The sequence below is a fragment of the Pseudomonas sp. PS01300 genome (genome assembly GCF_029960155.1).
In the GTDB taxonomy this organism is placed as follows: Bacteria; Pseudomonadota; Gammaproteobacteria; order Pseudomonadales; family Pseudomonadaceae; genus Aquipseudomonas; species Aquipseudomonas palmensis.
In genome coordinates this window covers 87,207-101,001 of sequence record NZ_JASCPN010000003.1, presented here as the reverse complement: position 1 = coordinate 101,001, position 13,795 = coordinate 87,207, and the positions used below count along the sequence as shown (strand labels likewise).

Annotated in this window: 15 protein-coding genes; 10 read left to right on the top strand and 5 right to left on the bottom strand. The window is 63.4% G+C overall.

The genetic code is table 11. The features are described 5' to 3' along the window. Positions 1 to 45: 45 nt before the first annotated feature. Complete coding sequence (locus QMX96_RS02825; RefSeq protein ID WP_043862607.1) at positions 46 to 351, bottom strand: DUF2288 domain-containing protein; 306 nt, start codon at positions 349 to 351, stop codon at positions 46 to 48. 355 nt (positions 352 to 706) lie between these two features. On the opposite strand from QMX96_RS02825, the gene QMX96_RS02820 reads away from it, so the two are divergent. The 5 genes from QMX96_RS02820 to QMX96_RS02800 all read left to right on the top strand — a co-directional run bounded on the left by QMX96_RS02820 (position 707) and on the right by QMX96_RS02800 (position 5,691). Further along, positions 707 to 1,825, top strand: coding sequence for a branched-chain amino acid ABC transporter substrate-binding protein (locus QMX96_RS02820; RefSeq protein WP_043862608.1), 1,119 nt, complete (start codon positions 707 to 709; stop codon positions 1,823 to 1,825). Positions 1,826 to 2,048: 223 nt separating this feature from the next. Beyond that, on the top strand, positions 2,049 to 2,972 hold the full coding sequence (livH, locus tag QMX96_RS02815; RefSeq protein ID WP_043862609.1) for a high-affinity branched-chain amino acid ABC transporter permease LivH: 924 nt from the start codon (positions 2,049 to 2,051) through the stop codon (positions 2,970 to 2,972). Beyond that, on the top strand, positions 2,969 to 4,225 hold the full coding sequence (locus tag QMX96_RS02810) for a high-affinity branched-chain amino acid ABC transporter permease LivM (RefSeq protein ID WP_043862610.1): 1,257 nt from the start codon (positions 2,969 to 2,971) through the stop codon (positions 4,223 to 4,225). The genes livH and QMX96_RS02810 overlap by 4 nt, the downstream gene beginning before the upstream one ends. Beyond that, positions 4,222 to 4,989 carry a high-affinity branched-chain amino acid ABC transporter ATP-binding protein LivG gene (gene livG, locus QMX96_RS02805; protein WP_054914726.1) on the top strand — a complete coding sequence of 256 codons (768 nt, stop codon included), beginning with the start codon at positions 4,222 to 4,224 and terminating at the stop codon, positions 4,987 to 4,989. Before QMX96_RS02810 ends, livG begins: the two co-directional genes overlap by 4 nt. Continuing rightward, the gene (locus QMX96_RS02800; protein WP_043862612.1) at positions 4,990 to 5,691 is read left to right on the top strand and encodes an ABC transporter ATP-binding protein; all 702 of its coding nucleotides are present in this window, start codon (positions 4,990 to 4,992) and stop codon (positions 5,689 to 5,691) included. 33 nt (positions 5,692 to 5,724) lie between these two features. On the opposite strand, the gene QMX96_RS02795 is transcribed toward QMX96_RS02800, so the two are convergent. Beyond that, positions 5,725 to 6,675, bottom strand: a complete 951-nt coding sequence (locus QMX96_RS02795; RefSeq protein ID WP_043862613.1) for a LysR family transcriptional regulator — start codon at positions 6,673 to 6,675, stop codon at positions 5,725 to 5,727. Between the two features lie 103 nt (positions 6,676 to 6,778). Between QMX96_RS02795 and QMX96_RS02790 the strand changes: the two genes are divergently transcribed. From QMX96_RS02790 to nhaA, 4 genes are all read left to right on the top strand, one after another. Then, positions 6,779 to 7,378 (top strand): short chain dehydrogenase, encoded by a 600-nt coding sequence (locus tag QMX96_RS02790; protein WP_043862614.1) that lies wholly within the window; start codon positions 6,779 to 6,781, stop codon positions 7,376 to 7,378. A gap of 70 nt (positions 7,379 to 7,448) precedes the next feature. Continuing rightward, complete coding sequence (locus QMX96_RS02785) at positions 7,449 to 8,123, top strand: membrane protein (RefSeq protein ID WP_043862615.1); 675 nt, start codon at positions 7,449 to 7,451, stop codon at positions 8,121 to 8,123. 105 nt (positions 8,124 to 8,228) lie between these two features. Then, on the top strand, positions 8,229 to 9,848 hold the full coding sequence (locus tag QMX96_RS02780; protein ID WP_282361160.1) for an NAD(P)/FAD-dependent oxidoreductase: 1,620 nt from the start codon (positions 8,229 to 8,231) through the stop codon (positions 9,846 to 9,848). Between the two features lie 169 nt (positions 9,849 to 10,017). Then, positions 10,018 to 11,199, top strand: coding sequence for a Na+/H+ antiporter NhaA (nhaA, locus tag QMX96_RS02775; RefSeq protein ID WP_282361159.1), 1,182 nt, complete (start codon positions 10,018 to 10,020; stop codon positions 11,197 to 11,199). Positions 11,200 to 11,290: 91 nt separating this feature from the next. Here the strand turns inward: nhaA and QMX96_RS02770 are convergent, their stop codons facing one another. Next, positions 11,291 to 11,755, bottom strand: a complete 465-nt coding sequence (locus QMX96_RS02770) for a glycine zipper 2TM domain-containing protein (RefSeq protein WP_043862618.1) — start codon at positions 11,753 to 11,755, stop codon at positions 11,291 to 11,293. 147 nt (positions 11,756 to 11,902) lie between these two features. On the opposite strand from QMX96_RS02770, the gene QMX96_RS02765 reads away from it, so the two are divergent. Further along, positions 11,903 to 12,139 (top strand): hypothetical protein, encoded by a 237-nt coding sequence (locus tag QMX96_RS02765; RefSeq protein ID WP_043862619.1) that lies wholly within the window; start codon positions 11,903 to 11,905, stop codon positions 12,137 to 12,139. On the opposite strand, the gene pdxH is transcribed toward QMX96_RS02765, so the two are convergent. Together pdxH and QMX96_RS02755 are read right to left on the bottom strand one after the other, a co-directional pair. Beyond that, on the bottom strand, positions 12,136 to 12,783 hold the full coding sequence (pdxH, locus tag QMX96_RS02760) for a pyridoxamine 5'-phosphate oxidase (protein ID WP_043862620.1): 648 nt from the start codon (positions 12,781 to 12,783) through the stop codon (positions 12,136 to 12,138). The two genes, QMX96_RS02765 and pdxH, sit on opposite strands and share 4 nt — an antisense overlap. 18 nt (positions 12,784 to 12,801) lie before the next feature. Then, positions 12,802 to 13,779 (bottom strand): OmpA family protein, encoded by a 978-nt coding sequence (locus QMX96_RS02755; RefSeq protein ID WP_054914729.1) that lies wholly within the window; start codon positions 13,777 to 13,779, stop codon positions 12,802 to 12,804. Between the last annotated feature and the right edge of the window lie 16 nt (positions 13,780 to 13,795).

Genomic DNA, 13,795 nt, shown 5'->3' with positions numbered 1-13,795 from the left:
CCTCGCGCACCAAAATCTTCCGGCTGTTCGTTTTTGCGCACCAGATCAGGGCGCGGACTTTTTCTGAATCACGATAAACGGCGAAACCACCACTGCCCAGATCGGCGCAATCGTGTGCGAAAGGTCTAGCGCCTGCTCGGCAGTCACCGGCACGACCGTGCCATCATTTCGCCATTTTTCCACGGTTTCACTGCGGTTTTCGGCCATTGCCGACGCCACCTCGATCAGGTCCAGCGACGGGTCGACCCAAATCAGGTCACCCTTGGCCCAAAAACGCTCCAGCGCTTTCCACTCGATGATTGCAGTCTCGCCGAGCAATTTGGCATAGAGGGTGCTTGGTTGATCTGTCATGGGTTCCTACCAGAAATAATTCGACCACTGAAAGGTCGCTATTTTTGCAGAAAAACCCAGTTTCAAATAAGTAATTGATCGACAAGGCCATGAAGATCACGCCCCGCCGCAGCATGCTGGCAAATTGGCGGCGCCTTTATGTAACTTTCTGTCGATTAGGCGACACCCCCGGATTTTGCCCCGAAAAGCCCGCTTTTCAATCGATCAAGCGGCGCTCTACACTGTACCGGTACAGTTGCCAGGGCATTTTGCGGGGGAACACGGGAAAGGCGGGACGGCGTGGCCGTCACGGTATCCCGGTCCGTAGCCCTGGGCACCAGGACTATAAAAATTACAACAGAATGAGTGGAGCACTATGAGTAAGCAGATTTCCAAGCTGTTCGCCGCAATGGTTCTGGCCGGGGTTGCCAGCCATGCAGTTGCCGCCGATACCATCAAGATCGGCATCGCCGGCCCGAAGACCGGTCCGGTTACTCAATACGGTGACATGCAGTTCATCGGTGCAAAACAGGCCATCAAGGACATCAACGCCAAGGGCGGCGTTGACGGCAAGATGCTCGAAGCCAAGGAATACGACGACGCCTGCGACCCTAAACAGGCCGTGGCAGTCGCCAACAAAGTGGTCAACGATGGCGTCAAGTTCGTGGTCGGCCACCTGTGCTCCAGCTCCACTCAACCAGCGTCCGACATCTATGAAGATGAAGGCGTGATCATGATCACCCCGGCTGCCACCAGCCCGGAAATCACCTCCCGCGGCTACAAGCTGATCTTCCGTACCATCGGCCTGGACAGCGCCCAGGGCCCGGCCGCCGGCAACTACATCGCCGACCACGTCAAGCCCAAGGTGGTTGCGGTACTGCACGACAAGCAGCAGTACGGTGAAGGCATCGCCACCGCGGTCAAGCAGACCCTGGAAGGCAAAGGCACCAAGGTTGCCGTGTTCGAAGGCCTGAACGCCGGCGACAAGGACTTCTCCTCGATCATCCAGAAGCTCAAGCAAGCCAACGTCGACTTCGTGTACTACGGCGGCTACCACCCAGAGCTGGGCCTGATCCTGCGCCAGGCTCAGGAAAAAGGCCTGAAGGCCAAGTTCATGGGCCCAGAGGGCGTTGGCAACGACTCGATCTCGCAGATCGCCCAGGGCGCTTCCGAAGGCCTGCTGGTAACCCTGCCCAAGTCGTTCGACGCCGACCCTGCGAACAAGGCCATCGTCGACGCCATCAAGGCTGACGGCAAGGACCCGAGCGGTCCGTTCGTGTTCCCGGCCTACTCGGCGGTGGAGCTGATCGCCGAAGGCATCAAGGCGGCCAAGAGCGAAGACACCGACAAGGTCGCACAGGCCCTGCACACCGGCACCTTCAAGACCCCTACCGGCGACTTGTCCTATGACAAGAACGGCGACCTGAAGGACTTCAAGTTCGTCGTCTACGAATGGCATTTCGGCAAACCTAAAACCGAAGTTTCCCCTCAGTAATCCCGTCACTCCATGACTACAAGCCCACTGTGCGAGCAGTGGGCTTTGTTTTACGAGGTTCATGGGCCTGATTCCCGCGATCCGGGAGCAGGTTCACCTGAAAATCTTAAAACCGTCACCAGCGGTTCGCTGGCAGTGCCTGTGCGAAGTGGCCTCAGACCACAAGCCGGGACGGGCGCAAGCCCACCAGTGAAATGCGTATCGGGTTTTTAGGAGCGCTGTAATGCCTGAGATCTATCACTTCTTCCAACAGCTGGTTAATGGCCTGACCATTGGCAGCACCTATGCCTTGATAGCCATTGGCTACACAATGGTTTACGGCATCATTGGAATGATCAACTTCGCCCACGGCGAGGTGTACATGATCGGTTCCTACGTGGCCTTCATCGCCCTTGCCGGGCTGGCCATGATGGGCATCGACTCACTGCCGATACTGATGACCGCCGCGTTCATCGCGACCATCGTGGTCACCAGCGCCTATGGCTACAGCATCGAACGGGTCGCCTACCGCCCCTTGCGCAACAGCAACCGGCTGATCCCGCTGATCTCTGCCATCGGCATGTCGATTTTCCTGCAGAACACTGTCTTGCTTGCCCAGGATTCCAAGGACAAGTCGATCCCCAACCTGATTCCGGGGAGCATCTCCTTCGGGCCGGGCGGCGCCGAGGAAGTCCTGATTTCCTACATGCAGATCCTGGTCTTCGTCGTCACCCTGGTGGCCATGACCGGGCTGACCCTGTTCATCTCGCGTTCACGCCTGGGCCGCGCCTGTCGCGCCTGTGCCGAAGACATCAAGATGGCCAACCTGCTGGGTATCAACACCAACAACATCATCGCCCTGACCTTCGTGATCGGTGCGGCCCTGGCGGCCGTGGCAGCGGTACTGCTGAGCATGCAGTACGGCGTGATCAACCCCAACGCCGGCTTCCTGGTGGGCCTGAAGGCCTTTACCGCGGCGGTGCTGGGCGGCATCGGCAGCATTCCGGGCGCCATGCTCGGCGGGCTGGTGCTGGGCGTGGCCGAGGCCTTTGGCGCCGATATCTTCGGTGACCAGTACAAGGACGTGGTGGCATTCGGTCTTCTGGTTCTGGTGTTGTTGTTCCGTCCGACCGGCATCCTGGGCCGTCCGGAGGTCGAGAAAGTATGAGCAGAAATCTCAAATCGGCGTTTTTCAGCGCCTTGCTGGTCTGGGCCGTGGCATTCCCGGTACTGGGCCTGAAACTCAGCATCGTCGGTATCAGCCTGCAGGTGCATGGCCAGGGGCCCCTGGCCCTGAGCGTGATTGTGGTGTGCTCGGTGCTGATGTTCCTGCGCGTGCTGTTCGACAAGCAATGGAGCGCGATGATGCGGTCCGCCCCCCGGGGTGCACTGATATCGCCCAAGGTCAGCAACTTCCTGACCCTGCCGCGCACCCAGCGCTACATCATCCTGGGCCTGATCGCGGTTGCCCTGGTGTGGCCGTTCTTCGGTTCGCGCGGTGCGGTCGACATCGCCACGCTCATCCTGATCTACGTGATGCTGGGCCTTGGCCTGAACATCGTGGTCGGCCTGGCGGGCCTGCTCGACCTGGGCTACGTGGGCTTCTATGCCGTGGGCGCCTACAGCTATGCGCTGCTGTCGCACTACTTCGGCCTGAGCTTCTGGGTGTGCCTGCCCATCGCGGGGATGATGGCGGCCACGTTCGGCTTCCTGCTGGGCTTCCCGGTGCTGCGCCTGCGCGGTGACTACCTGGCCATCGTGACCCTGGGTTTCGGCGAGATCATCCGGCTGTTCCTGCGTAACCTGACCGACCTCACCGGCGGCCCGAACGGCATCAGCAACATTCCCAAGCCGTCGTTCTTCGGCCTGAGCTTCGAGCGCAGGGCGGCTGAAGGCATGCAGACCTTCCACGAGTTCTTCGGGGTGGAATACAACTCGATCAACAAGGTGATCTTCCTGTACCTGGTGGCACTGCTGCTGGCCCTGCTCGCGCTGTTCGTGATCAACCGCCTGCTGCGCATGCCGATCGGACGTGCCTGGGAAGCGCTGCGCGAAGACGAGATCGCCTGCCGTGCGCTGGGCCTGAACCCGACCATCATCAAGCTCTCGGCCTTCACCCTCGGTGCCTGCTTCGCCGGTTTTGCCGGCAGCTTCTTCGCCGCGCGCCAGGGCCTGGTGACGCCGGAGTCGTTCACCTTCATCGAGTCGGCGATCATCCTCGCCATTGTCGTGCTCGGCGGCATGGGCTCTCAGCTGGGCGTGATCCTCGCGGCCATCGTGATGATCCTGCTGCCCGAACTGATGCGCGACTTCAGTGAATACCGGATGCTGATGTTCGGTGCCCTGATGGTATTGATGATGATCTGGCGTCCGCAGGGCCTGCTGCCTATGCAACGTCCACACATGGAGCTGCGTCGATGAGCCGCGAAATTCTGCAAGTGAGCGGCCTGAGCATGCGCTTCGGCGGCCTGTTGGCGGTCAACGGCGTGGCCCTGTCCGTCAAGGAAAAACAAGTGGTGGCACTGATCGGCCCCAACGGCGCCGGCAAGACCACCGTGTTCAACTGCCTGACCGGCTTCTACAAGCCCAGTGGCGGCAGCATCCTGCTCGACGGCCAGCCCATCCAGGGCCTGGCCGGCCACGAGATCGCCCGCAAGGGCGTGGTGCGTACCTTCCAGAACGTGCGCCTGTTCAAGGAAATGACCGCGCTGGAAAACCTGCTGATCGCCCAGCACCGTCACCTGAACACCAACTTCTTCGCCGGCCTGTTCAAGACCCCGGGCTTTCGTCGCAGCGAGCACGAGGCGATGGAGTACGCGCAGTACTGGCTGGAAAAGGTCGACCTGGTCGAGTTCGCCAACCGTAACGCCGGCACCCTGGCCTATGGTCAGCAACGCCGGCTGGAAATCGCCCGCTGCATGATGACCCGCCCGCGGATCCTCATGCTCGACGAGCCGGCGGCAGGCCTGAACCCGAAAGAGACCGAAGACCTCAAGGCGCTGATCGGCACCTTGCGTGAGGAACACGGGGTGACCGTGCTGCTGATCGAGCACGACATGAAGCTGGTCATGAGCATTTCCGACCATATCGTGGTGATCAACCAGGGCACGCCGCTGGCCGATGGCACCCCGCAACAGATCCGGGACAACCCTGAAGTGATCAAAGCCTACCTGGGGGAAGCGTAAATGCTGCAGTTCGAAAACGTTTCCACCTTCTACGGCAAGATCCAGGCGCTGCACAGCGTCAACGTGGAGATTCGCCAGGGCGAGATCGTCACCCTGATCGGCGCCAACGGCGCAGGCAAGTCGACCCTGCTGATGACCCTGTGCGGGTCGCCCCAGGCCCACAGCGGCAGCATCCGCTACATGGGCGAGGAGCTGGTGGGGCAAAGTTCGGCGCAGATCATGCGCAAGAGTATTGCCGTGGTGCCCGAGGGTCGGCGCGTGTTCGCACGCCTGACCGTGGAGGAGAACCTGGCCATGGGCGGGTTCTTCACCGACAAGGGCGACTACCAAGAGCAGATGGACAAGGTGCTGCACCTGTTCCCGCGGCTCAAGGAGCGCTTCAGCCAGCGTGGCGGCACCATGTCCGGGGGCGAGCAGCAGATGCTCGCCATCGGCCGTGCGCTGATGAGCAAGCCCAAGCTGTTGCTGCTCGACGAACCCTCACTGGGGCTGGCGCCGATCATCATCCAGCAGATCTTCGACATCATCGAACAGCTGCGCAAGGATGGTGTAACGGTGTTCCTGGTGGAGCAGAACGCCAACCAGGCCCTGAAGATCGCCGACCGTGCCTATGTGCTGGAGAACGGCCGGGTGGTGATGCAGGGCACCGGTGAAGCGCTGCTGACCGACCCGAAAGTACGCGACGCGTACCTGGGGGGCTGAACCAGACGGCCCCTTCGCCGGCAACGCTGGCTCCTACAGTGCAGGAGCCGGCGTTGTCGGTGAAGGGGCCGGTACCGGCAACGCACCCAGCGCCTGGCTGCCACGCTTGAACCAGCGCACCAGGTAATCGGCCACCACCTGCACGCGTTTGGGCATCCCGCCCTGATACGGGTGCACCAGGAACAACGGCGTACTGCGTGTCTGGTAATCGCGCAGCAACCAGCACAAGCGCCCGTCCGCCAGCTCGGCATGCAACATGTAGGACGGCAGCCGCGCCACCCCCGCCCCCACCAGCACCGCCTTCTTCAACAGGCTGTAGTGATTGCTGGCAAAATTCCCCGCCACCTGCACCCGCAGCAATTCATGCTGCTGGTGGTACAGCCATTCCTCGCGTCCGCTGTAATGACTGTTGAGCAGGCAGCGATGCTCGGCCAGCGCCTGCGGCGTGGTCGGCGTGCCGTGGCGCTCCAGGTACGCCGGGCTGGCGCAGGTCAGCTCCTGCATGGCCAGCAGCGGCCGCGCCACCAGGCGCTCGTCATTGCCCGGGATCTGTCGGATGGCCAGGTCGAAGCCGTCGCGCAGAAGGTCGCGGTAGGCATTGTCCAGTTCCAGTTCGATCTGCAACTGCGGGTACTGGTTGCCCAGCTCCAGCAGCAGGCCTTCGAAGAAGGTTTCACCCAGCGACACCGGCACCGTCACCCGCACCGGGCCCGACAGGTCATCCTTGAGCCGCGACAGCGCCTGGCGCGCCTGGGTCACCTGGCGCACCAGCGCCTGGGCCTGGGGCAGCAGCGCTGCGCCCGCGGCAGTCAGGCTCAGGCGCCGCGTGGTGCGGTGCAGCAGCTTGACCGAATGGCTGCTCTCCAGCTGGCTGATGCGCTTGGACAACTGCCCCTTGCTCCAGCCCAGCTGCTCCGCAGCCAGGGTAAAACTGCCCGCATCCATCAACACCGCAAAGGCCGCCAGATCGTCCAGCTCGCTCATGGATTGTTTCCGCATGAAAACCAAAGGTTGCCTATTAGCAGGCTTATTCACGCAAAAATCCACCCTAGACTGAAACCTCACCCCACACGCGAGGAACAGCCCCATGAAAATCATTCTGATCGGCGCCGGCGGTACCATCGGTTCGGCCGTGGCCCGTGAACTGGAACAGCGCCACGAGGTGATCCGGGTCGGTCGCAACAGCGGCGACCTGCAGGCCGATATCAGCGACAGTGCCTCGATTCGCCGCCTGTTCGAGCAGACCGGGCGCTTCGATGCCCTGGTGTGCGCCGCCGGCAACGTGGTGTTCGCGCCCCTGGACGAACTGGACGAACAGGGGTTTGCCCTGGGCCTGAACGACAAGCTGATGGGCCAGGTCAACCTGCTGCTGATCGGTCGCGAGTTCATCAATGACGGCGGCTCGTTCACCTTCACCACCGGCGTCACCAGCCACGACCCGATCCGTACCGGCACCTCGGCCAGCCTGGTCAACGGTGCCATCGACGCCTTCGTGCGCGCCGCCGCCATCGAGCTGCCACGCGGGCTGCGGGTCAACGCCATCAGTCCGACCGTGCTGCTCGAGGCCATGCCCGACTATGCCCCCTACTTTCGCGGCTTCAAGCCGGTACCGGCGGCCGACGTGGCGCTGGCCTACGCCAAGAGCGTGGAGGGGCTGCAGACCGGGCAGACCTATCACGTGGGCTAGGGCCTTGTGATTGCGCCCCAGGCTGCGTAACGTGACGGCACTTTTCTGGACCCGATGCTGGAGCCCCCCGATGCGTGCCGCCCCTTCGCTGCTGTTAGCCGCCCTGCTGCCCCTGTTCGCCGGTTGCCAGATGCTGGCAGACAAACCCGAGACGGTGTCCACCGTCGGCATGACTCGCCTGCAGGGCGAGCTGTCCGCCGCTGGCGGCCAGTTGCTGTTCAAGCCGTGCGAGGAGAGCCGCCGCTTCGTGGTCCGCGACACCGGCAACACCGGCCTGCTGCAGGAAGCTTCGGCACTGGCGGCAACCCCCGGCACCCTGTTCGCCGACGTGCGCGGCAAGCTGGCCGGCAGCCAGCAGGCCGGCAACGATGGCCAGCTCGACGTGCAACAGCTGTACCGCGTCGAGCACTCCTCCAGCGCCTGCAGCGACCCGAACTTCAAGCGCCTGATCCTGCGCGCCAGCGGCCATGAGCCGGACTGGAACATCAAGGCCAGCGGCCAGGGCATGGTGCTCGACCGCCCTGGCCAGCCCTCGTTGGCGGTGCCGTACCTGGAAGAACAGATGCCCGACGGGCGCCTGTCACTGAGCACCGAAGCCAATGGCCAGCGCATCGACCTGTGGGTCGCCCCGCAGCGCTGCGTGGACATCGCCACCGGCGCGGTCAGCCACCTGAGCGCCGAACTGCGCATCGACGGCCAGACCCTGCGTGGCTGCGGCTACTACGGCGGCTCGCGCAACGACTGACCGGCCGCACGCGTTTAAGCTGCCTTAAGCGCCTGCGAACAGCTTATACTTGGCGGTTTGTGCAAAGCCGCCGGCCCTTTGATGGCCGGGATACTGGACCCTGTCATGCTACGAATCACTGAACTGAAGTTGCCGCTGGATCACCCGGACGAAGCCCTGCGCGAAGCCATCGTGCAGCGCCTGGGGATCAGCGACGACCAGCTGCTGGACTTCACGCTGTTCAAGCGCAGCTACGATGCGCGCAAGAAGAACACCGAACTGCTGTTCATCTACACCATCGACCTGACAGCCAGCAACGAAGCTGAGCTGCTGCAGAAGTTCGCCGACGATCACAACATCACCCCGGCCCCGGACGTCAGCTACAAGCCGGTCGGCCAGGCGCCGGCCGAGCTTGCCGAACGCCCGATCGTGGTCGGCTTCGGCCCGTGCGGGATCTTCGCCGGCCTGCTGCTGGCACAGATGGGCTTCAAGCCGATCATCCTCGAACGCGGCAAGGAGGTGCGCCAACGCACCAAGGACACCTGGGGCCTGTGGCGCAAGAGCGTACTCAACCCCGAGTCCAACGTGCAGTTTGGCGAAGGCGGTGCCGGCACCTTCTCCGACGGCAAGCTGTACAGCCAGATCAAGGACCCGAAGCATCACGGCCGCAAGGTGCTGCACGAGTTCGTCAAGGCCGGTGCGCCGGACGAGATCCTGTACGTCAACAAGCCGCACATCGGTACCTTCCGCCTGACCGGCATGGTCGAGAACATGCGCCAGCAGATCGAAGCCATGGGCGGCGAGGTGCGTTTCGAGCAGAAGGTCACCGACCTGATCAGCGAGGGCGAGCAACTGACCGGCGTGGTACTCGAAAGTGGCGAACAGCTGCATTCGCGCCACGTGATCCTGGCCCTGGGGCACAGCGCCCGCGACACTTTCCGCATGCTGCATGCGCGGGGCGTGTTCATGGAAGCCAAGCCGTTCTCCATCGGCTTTCGCATCGAGCACCCGCAGACCCTGATCGACAAGGCCCGCCTGGGCAAGTATGCCGGACACCCGAAACTCGGCGCGGCCGACTACAAGCTGGTGTACCACGCCAAGAACGGACGTTCGGTGTACAGCTTCTGCATGTGTCCGGGCGGCACGGTGGTAGCTGCCACCAGCGAACCGGGCCGCGTGGTCACCAACGGCATGAGCCAGTACTCGCGCAACGAGCGCAATGCCAACTCTGGCATCGTGGTCGGCATCACCCCCGAGCAGGACTACCCGGGCGGCCCGCTGGCCGGCATCGAACTGCAGGAACGCCTGGAGAGCCTGGCCTATGAGCTGGGTGGCAGCAACTACCAGGCACCGGCGCAACTGGTGGGCGACTTTGTCGCCGGCAAGCCATCCACCGCCCTGGGCAGCGTGGAACCCTCGTACAAGCCGGGCGTGAGCCTGGGCGACCTGGCGCTGAGCCTGCCGGCCTTCGCCATCGAGGCGATCCGTGAGGCACTGCCGGCGTTCGACCGGCAGATCAAGGGTTACAACCTGCCCGATGCGGTGTTGACCGGCATCGAGACGCGTACCTCCTCGCCGCTGCGCATCACCCGCGATGCCAGCTTGCAGAGCCTGAACCTGAAGGGGCTGTTCCCCGCCGGTGAGGGGGCTGGGTATGCAGGCGGGATTCTGTCGGCGGGCGTGGACGGAATTCGTGTGGCCGAGGCAGTGGCGTGCAGCATGCTGGGGCTGGACCTGGAAGCGTGAGGTAGGGCTTGCGGGCCGTTTCGCCGGCAAGATCGGCCCCTGCAGGGGTTGGCCTTGCCGGCGGAAAAGCCGCAATAGCATATAACAAAAAAGAATATAGTTTTTGTTCTAAAGCATATCCCCACAGGGTAGGGTGTTCCTCTTCGAATTTCAGGATGGAGGAGCACCCTTGCCTCTACGCAGCACATTCACGCGTTTCTTCCAGCTCGAATCAGCCAGCGGCCTGCTGCTGATTGCCGCGGCTGTCCTTGCGCTGATCATCAACAACTCCCCCCTCTCCTACCTCTACAACGGCCTGCTCGACGTGCCCGTGGTGGCCCAGGTGGGCGCGCTGCAAATCGCCAAGCCCCTGCTGCTGTGGATCAACGACGGCCTGATGGCACTGTTCTTTCTGCTCATCGGCCTGGAGGTCAAGCGCGAGATCATCGACGGCCACCTGTCCAGGCCCTCGCAGATCGTGCTGCCCGGCGCAGCCGCCATCGGCGGCATGGTGGTTCCGGCACTGATCTACTACTTCCTCAACAAGGACAACCCCGCCGCCGTGGCCGGCTGGGCGATCCCCACCGCCACCGATATCGCCTTCGCCCTCGGCGTGCTGGCCCTGCTCGGCAAGCGTGTACCGGTGTCGCTCAAGCTGTTCCTGATGACCCTGGCGATCATCGACGACCTGGGCGCGATCATCGTCATCGCCCTGTTCTACTCCGGCGCCCTGTCCACCCTGTCGCTGATGCTGGCCGCCGCCTGCCTGGTAGCGCTGGTGGCGATGAACCGGATGGGTGTGGTGAAGCTGGGGCCGTACATGGTGATCGGGTTGATCCTGTGGGTGTGCGTACTCAAGAGCGGCGTGCATGCCACGCTGGCCGGTGTCACCCTGGCGCTGACCATCCCGCTGCGCACTCGCAACGCAGAGCCGTCGCCCCTGCTGGCGCTGGAGCACGCCCTTCACCCCTGGGTGGCGTTCGGTATCCTGCCTCTGTTCGCCTTCGCCAATGCCGGCGTGTCGCTGGCCGGCGTCACCGCCGAGAGCTTTACCCACCATGTGCCGATGGGCATCGCGGTCGGCCTGCTGCTGGGCAAGACCGTCGGGGTGTTCGGCCTGACCTGGCTGGCGATCAAGCTGGGCCTGGCCGCCCTGCCCAGTGGCGCCAACTGGGGCCAGGTGCTGGGGGTGGCGATCCTGTGCGGCATCGGCTTCACCATGAGCCTGTTCGTCGGCTCGCTGGCCTTCGTGCCGGGCAGCAGCGAGTACGCCGGCATGGACCGCATGGGCATTCTCACCGGTTCCATCCTGGCAGCGGTGATCGGCTACGCGGTAACCGCCATGGCCAGCCGCAAGGCCGTCGGCAGTTGATGCCGAACCGGCAATGAAAAACCCCGAACGGCGGTGCCGAGTCGGGGTTTTGTTTGCATGCCCGCATAACCAGAGGGCTGCAGGACAAGGTTCAGTGAGAAACCCGGCTGGTGCCATCCACGGTCATGATGCGAACGCGCTCGCCCACCCGGAAGATTTCGTTCTGCTGAACCTGCTGGACATAGGCGCGCATGCTGCCATCGTCTTCACGCACGGTGATTTCCACACCCTGGGTGCGGGTCAGGCCTTCCTCGGCTGCAGAACCTGCCAGGCCGCCGGCTACCGCACCGATGACCGCCGCGACGATACTGCCACGACCGCCGCCTACCGCGCTGCCGGCCACGCCACCCACGATGGCACCGGCGCCGCCGCCGATCGGGGTCTTGGTGCCTTCGATCTTGACCGGACGCAGCGACTCGATGGTACCCATGCGCACTTGTTGCACGCGACGGGCTTCATCGCGGGAATAGGAATCGCCGGTCAGGTTGGAGGTACAGCCGCCAAGCAGCAGCGACATCGTGGTGAACGACGCCACCAACAAAACTGATTTACGCATAGGATCATCTCCAGAAGACAGGTAGTCATTAGACTCCGCGCGTTGACCACTGTCACGACACACGGTGTATAAAATTGCTTCCATTCAGCGTCGGTACAGGCACTTGATCCCCGCCATGACCCCAACACTCAACAGGCAAGGATAGACATGGATTACTTCATCATCGCCGTAACCACCCTGGCGGGTCTGTATTTTCACGGGTGGCTGTATGTACGCATCAAGCGCTGGATGGACCGCGACCTGGCCCTGTCGCTGGCCGGGGACGACGAGCACAAACGCGTCTTCATGCTACAACGTCTGGACAGCGCCAGGGCGCAAAAGGTCAAACGCAAGGAATTGGCGGCCTGGCTGGAACGCGCGGCCGCCGAATACCGCGCCGGTTAAGGGGCCAGGCGCTCGCGCAGCCACAGGCCCTGTTTGAGCCGGTAGTTGAGACGATCATGCAGGCGGCTCGGGCGGCCCTGCCAGAACTCGATGCGTTCCGGCAGCAGGCGGTAGCCACCCCAGTGCTCGGGGCAGTGCGGCTGGGTATCGCTGAAGCGCTGCTCGGTGGCCTTGACCAGATCCTGCAGCTCTTCACGGTTGGCGATCACCCGGCTCTGCGGCGATGCCCAGGCGCCCAGGCGGCTACCCAGCGGGCGTACCTGGTAATACGCATCGGATTCCTGCGCCGTGACCTTCACCACCTTGCCTTCGATGCGCACCTGGCGTTCCAGGGTGGGCCAGAAGAAGGTCATGGCGGCGAACGGGTTGGCGCGCAGGTGATGGCCCTTGGCACTTTCGTAGTTGGTGAAGAAGGTGAAGCCCTGCTCATCCAGCCCCTTGAGCAGCAGGATACGGCAATGCGGACGCCCCTCGCCGTCCACCGTTGCCAACGTCATGGCGTTGGCTTCGACGGGCGGCTGCTCGGTCTTGACGGCATCCTCGAACCATTGGTGAAACAACGCGAACGGCTCTGCCGGCGCCTGGGTTTCGGTCAGGCCGTCGCGAGTGTAGTCGCGGCGCATATCGGCCAGGGTCTGGGTCATGCTGCGTTTCCTTGACGATCAGTTGGTCTTCGCAGGGCTGGTGCTGCTGGCAACGACTTTCTTCGCAGCCGGGGCGGCTTTCTTGGCGGCCGGCTTGGCAGCGGCTGCAGCCGGCTTCTTCTTGGCCACCGGCTTGGCGGCCGGGGCTTTTTTCGCAGTGGCTTTCGCCGCTGGTTTGGTGGCGGGCTTGGCAGCGGCCTTGACCGGCGCCTTGACGTCCTGCACGGCAACCAGTTCGGCCGGGCTAGGGGTCGGCTGTTGGTACTTGGCCACCAGCGCCAGCATGGTGTTCTGTGGCGTCAACAGCAGCTCGACGCGGCGGTTCAAGGCGCGGCCCTGCACACTGTCGTTGGCGGCGCGCGGCGCCACCGACCCCATGCCACGCAGCATCAGGCGATCACGCTGCAGGCCGCTGAGGCGAAAAATCGCCGATACCGACTGGGCGCGCTCCTGGCTCAGCTTCTGGTTGGCAGCAGCTGCGCCGCTGCTGTCGGCATGGCCGAGTACCAGCACGGCGGTCTTGGAGTCGGTCTCGATCACCTTGGCCACGCGCGTGATCGGGCCGAGGGTGGCCGGCAACAGCATGGCGGGGCGGTCAGGGTTGTACGAAGAGTCGACCGGTACGGTCACCACCAGCACGTCTTCGCGGCGCTCGAGCTCGAACTTGCTGTCCTTGATCGCTTCGCGCAGCTTGGGCTCGTAGTCGTCGAGCCAGGCCTGGGTGGCCTTGACGTCGATCTTGGGTACCGCCTGGGCCTGGCTCTGGGCCTTGTCGCTGTTTCCGAACGGCCACCACCAGCGGCTACTGCTTTCAGACTTGGCATCAGCCTGGGCAACCTTCTCGGTGACCACATCCTTCACGTCCTTTTCGGCCACCTTGTCGGAGCCGAAGGGCCACCAGCCATGGCCGCCATCGGCCGAGCCGTTCTGAGGGTGCTGTGCGCAACCGGTCACGGCCAGGCACAGGGCGAGAGCTAAGGTTTTATGTGAAGACATCAGCGATACACCATGA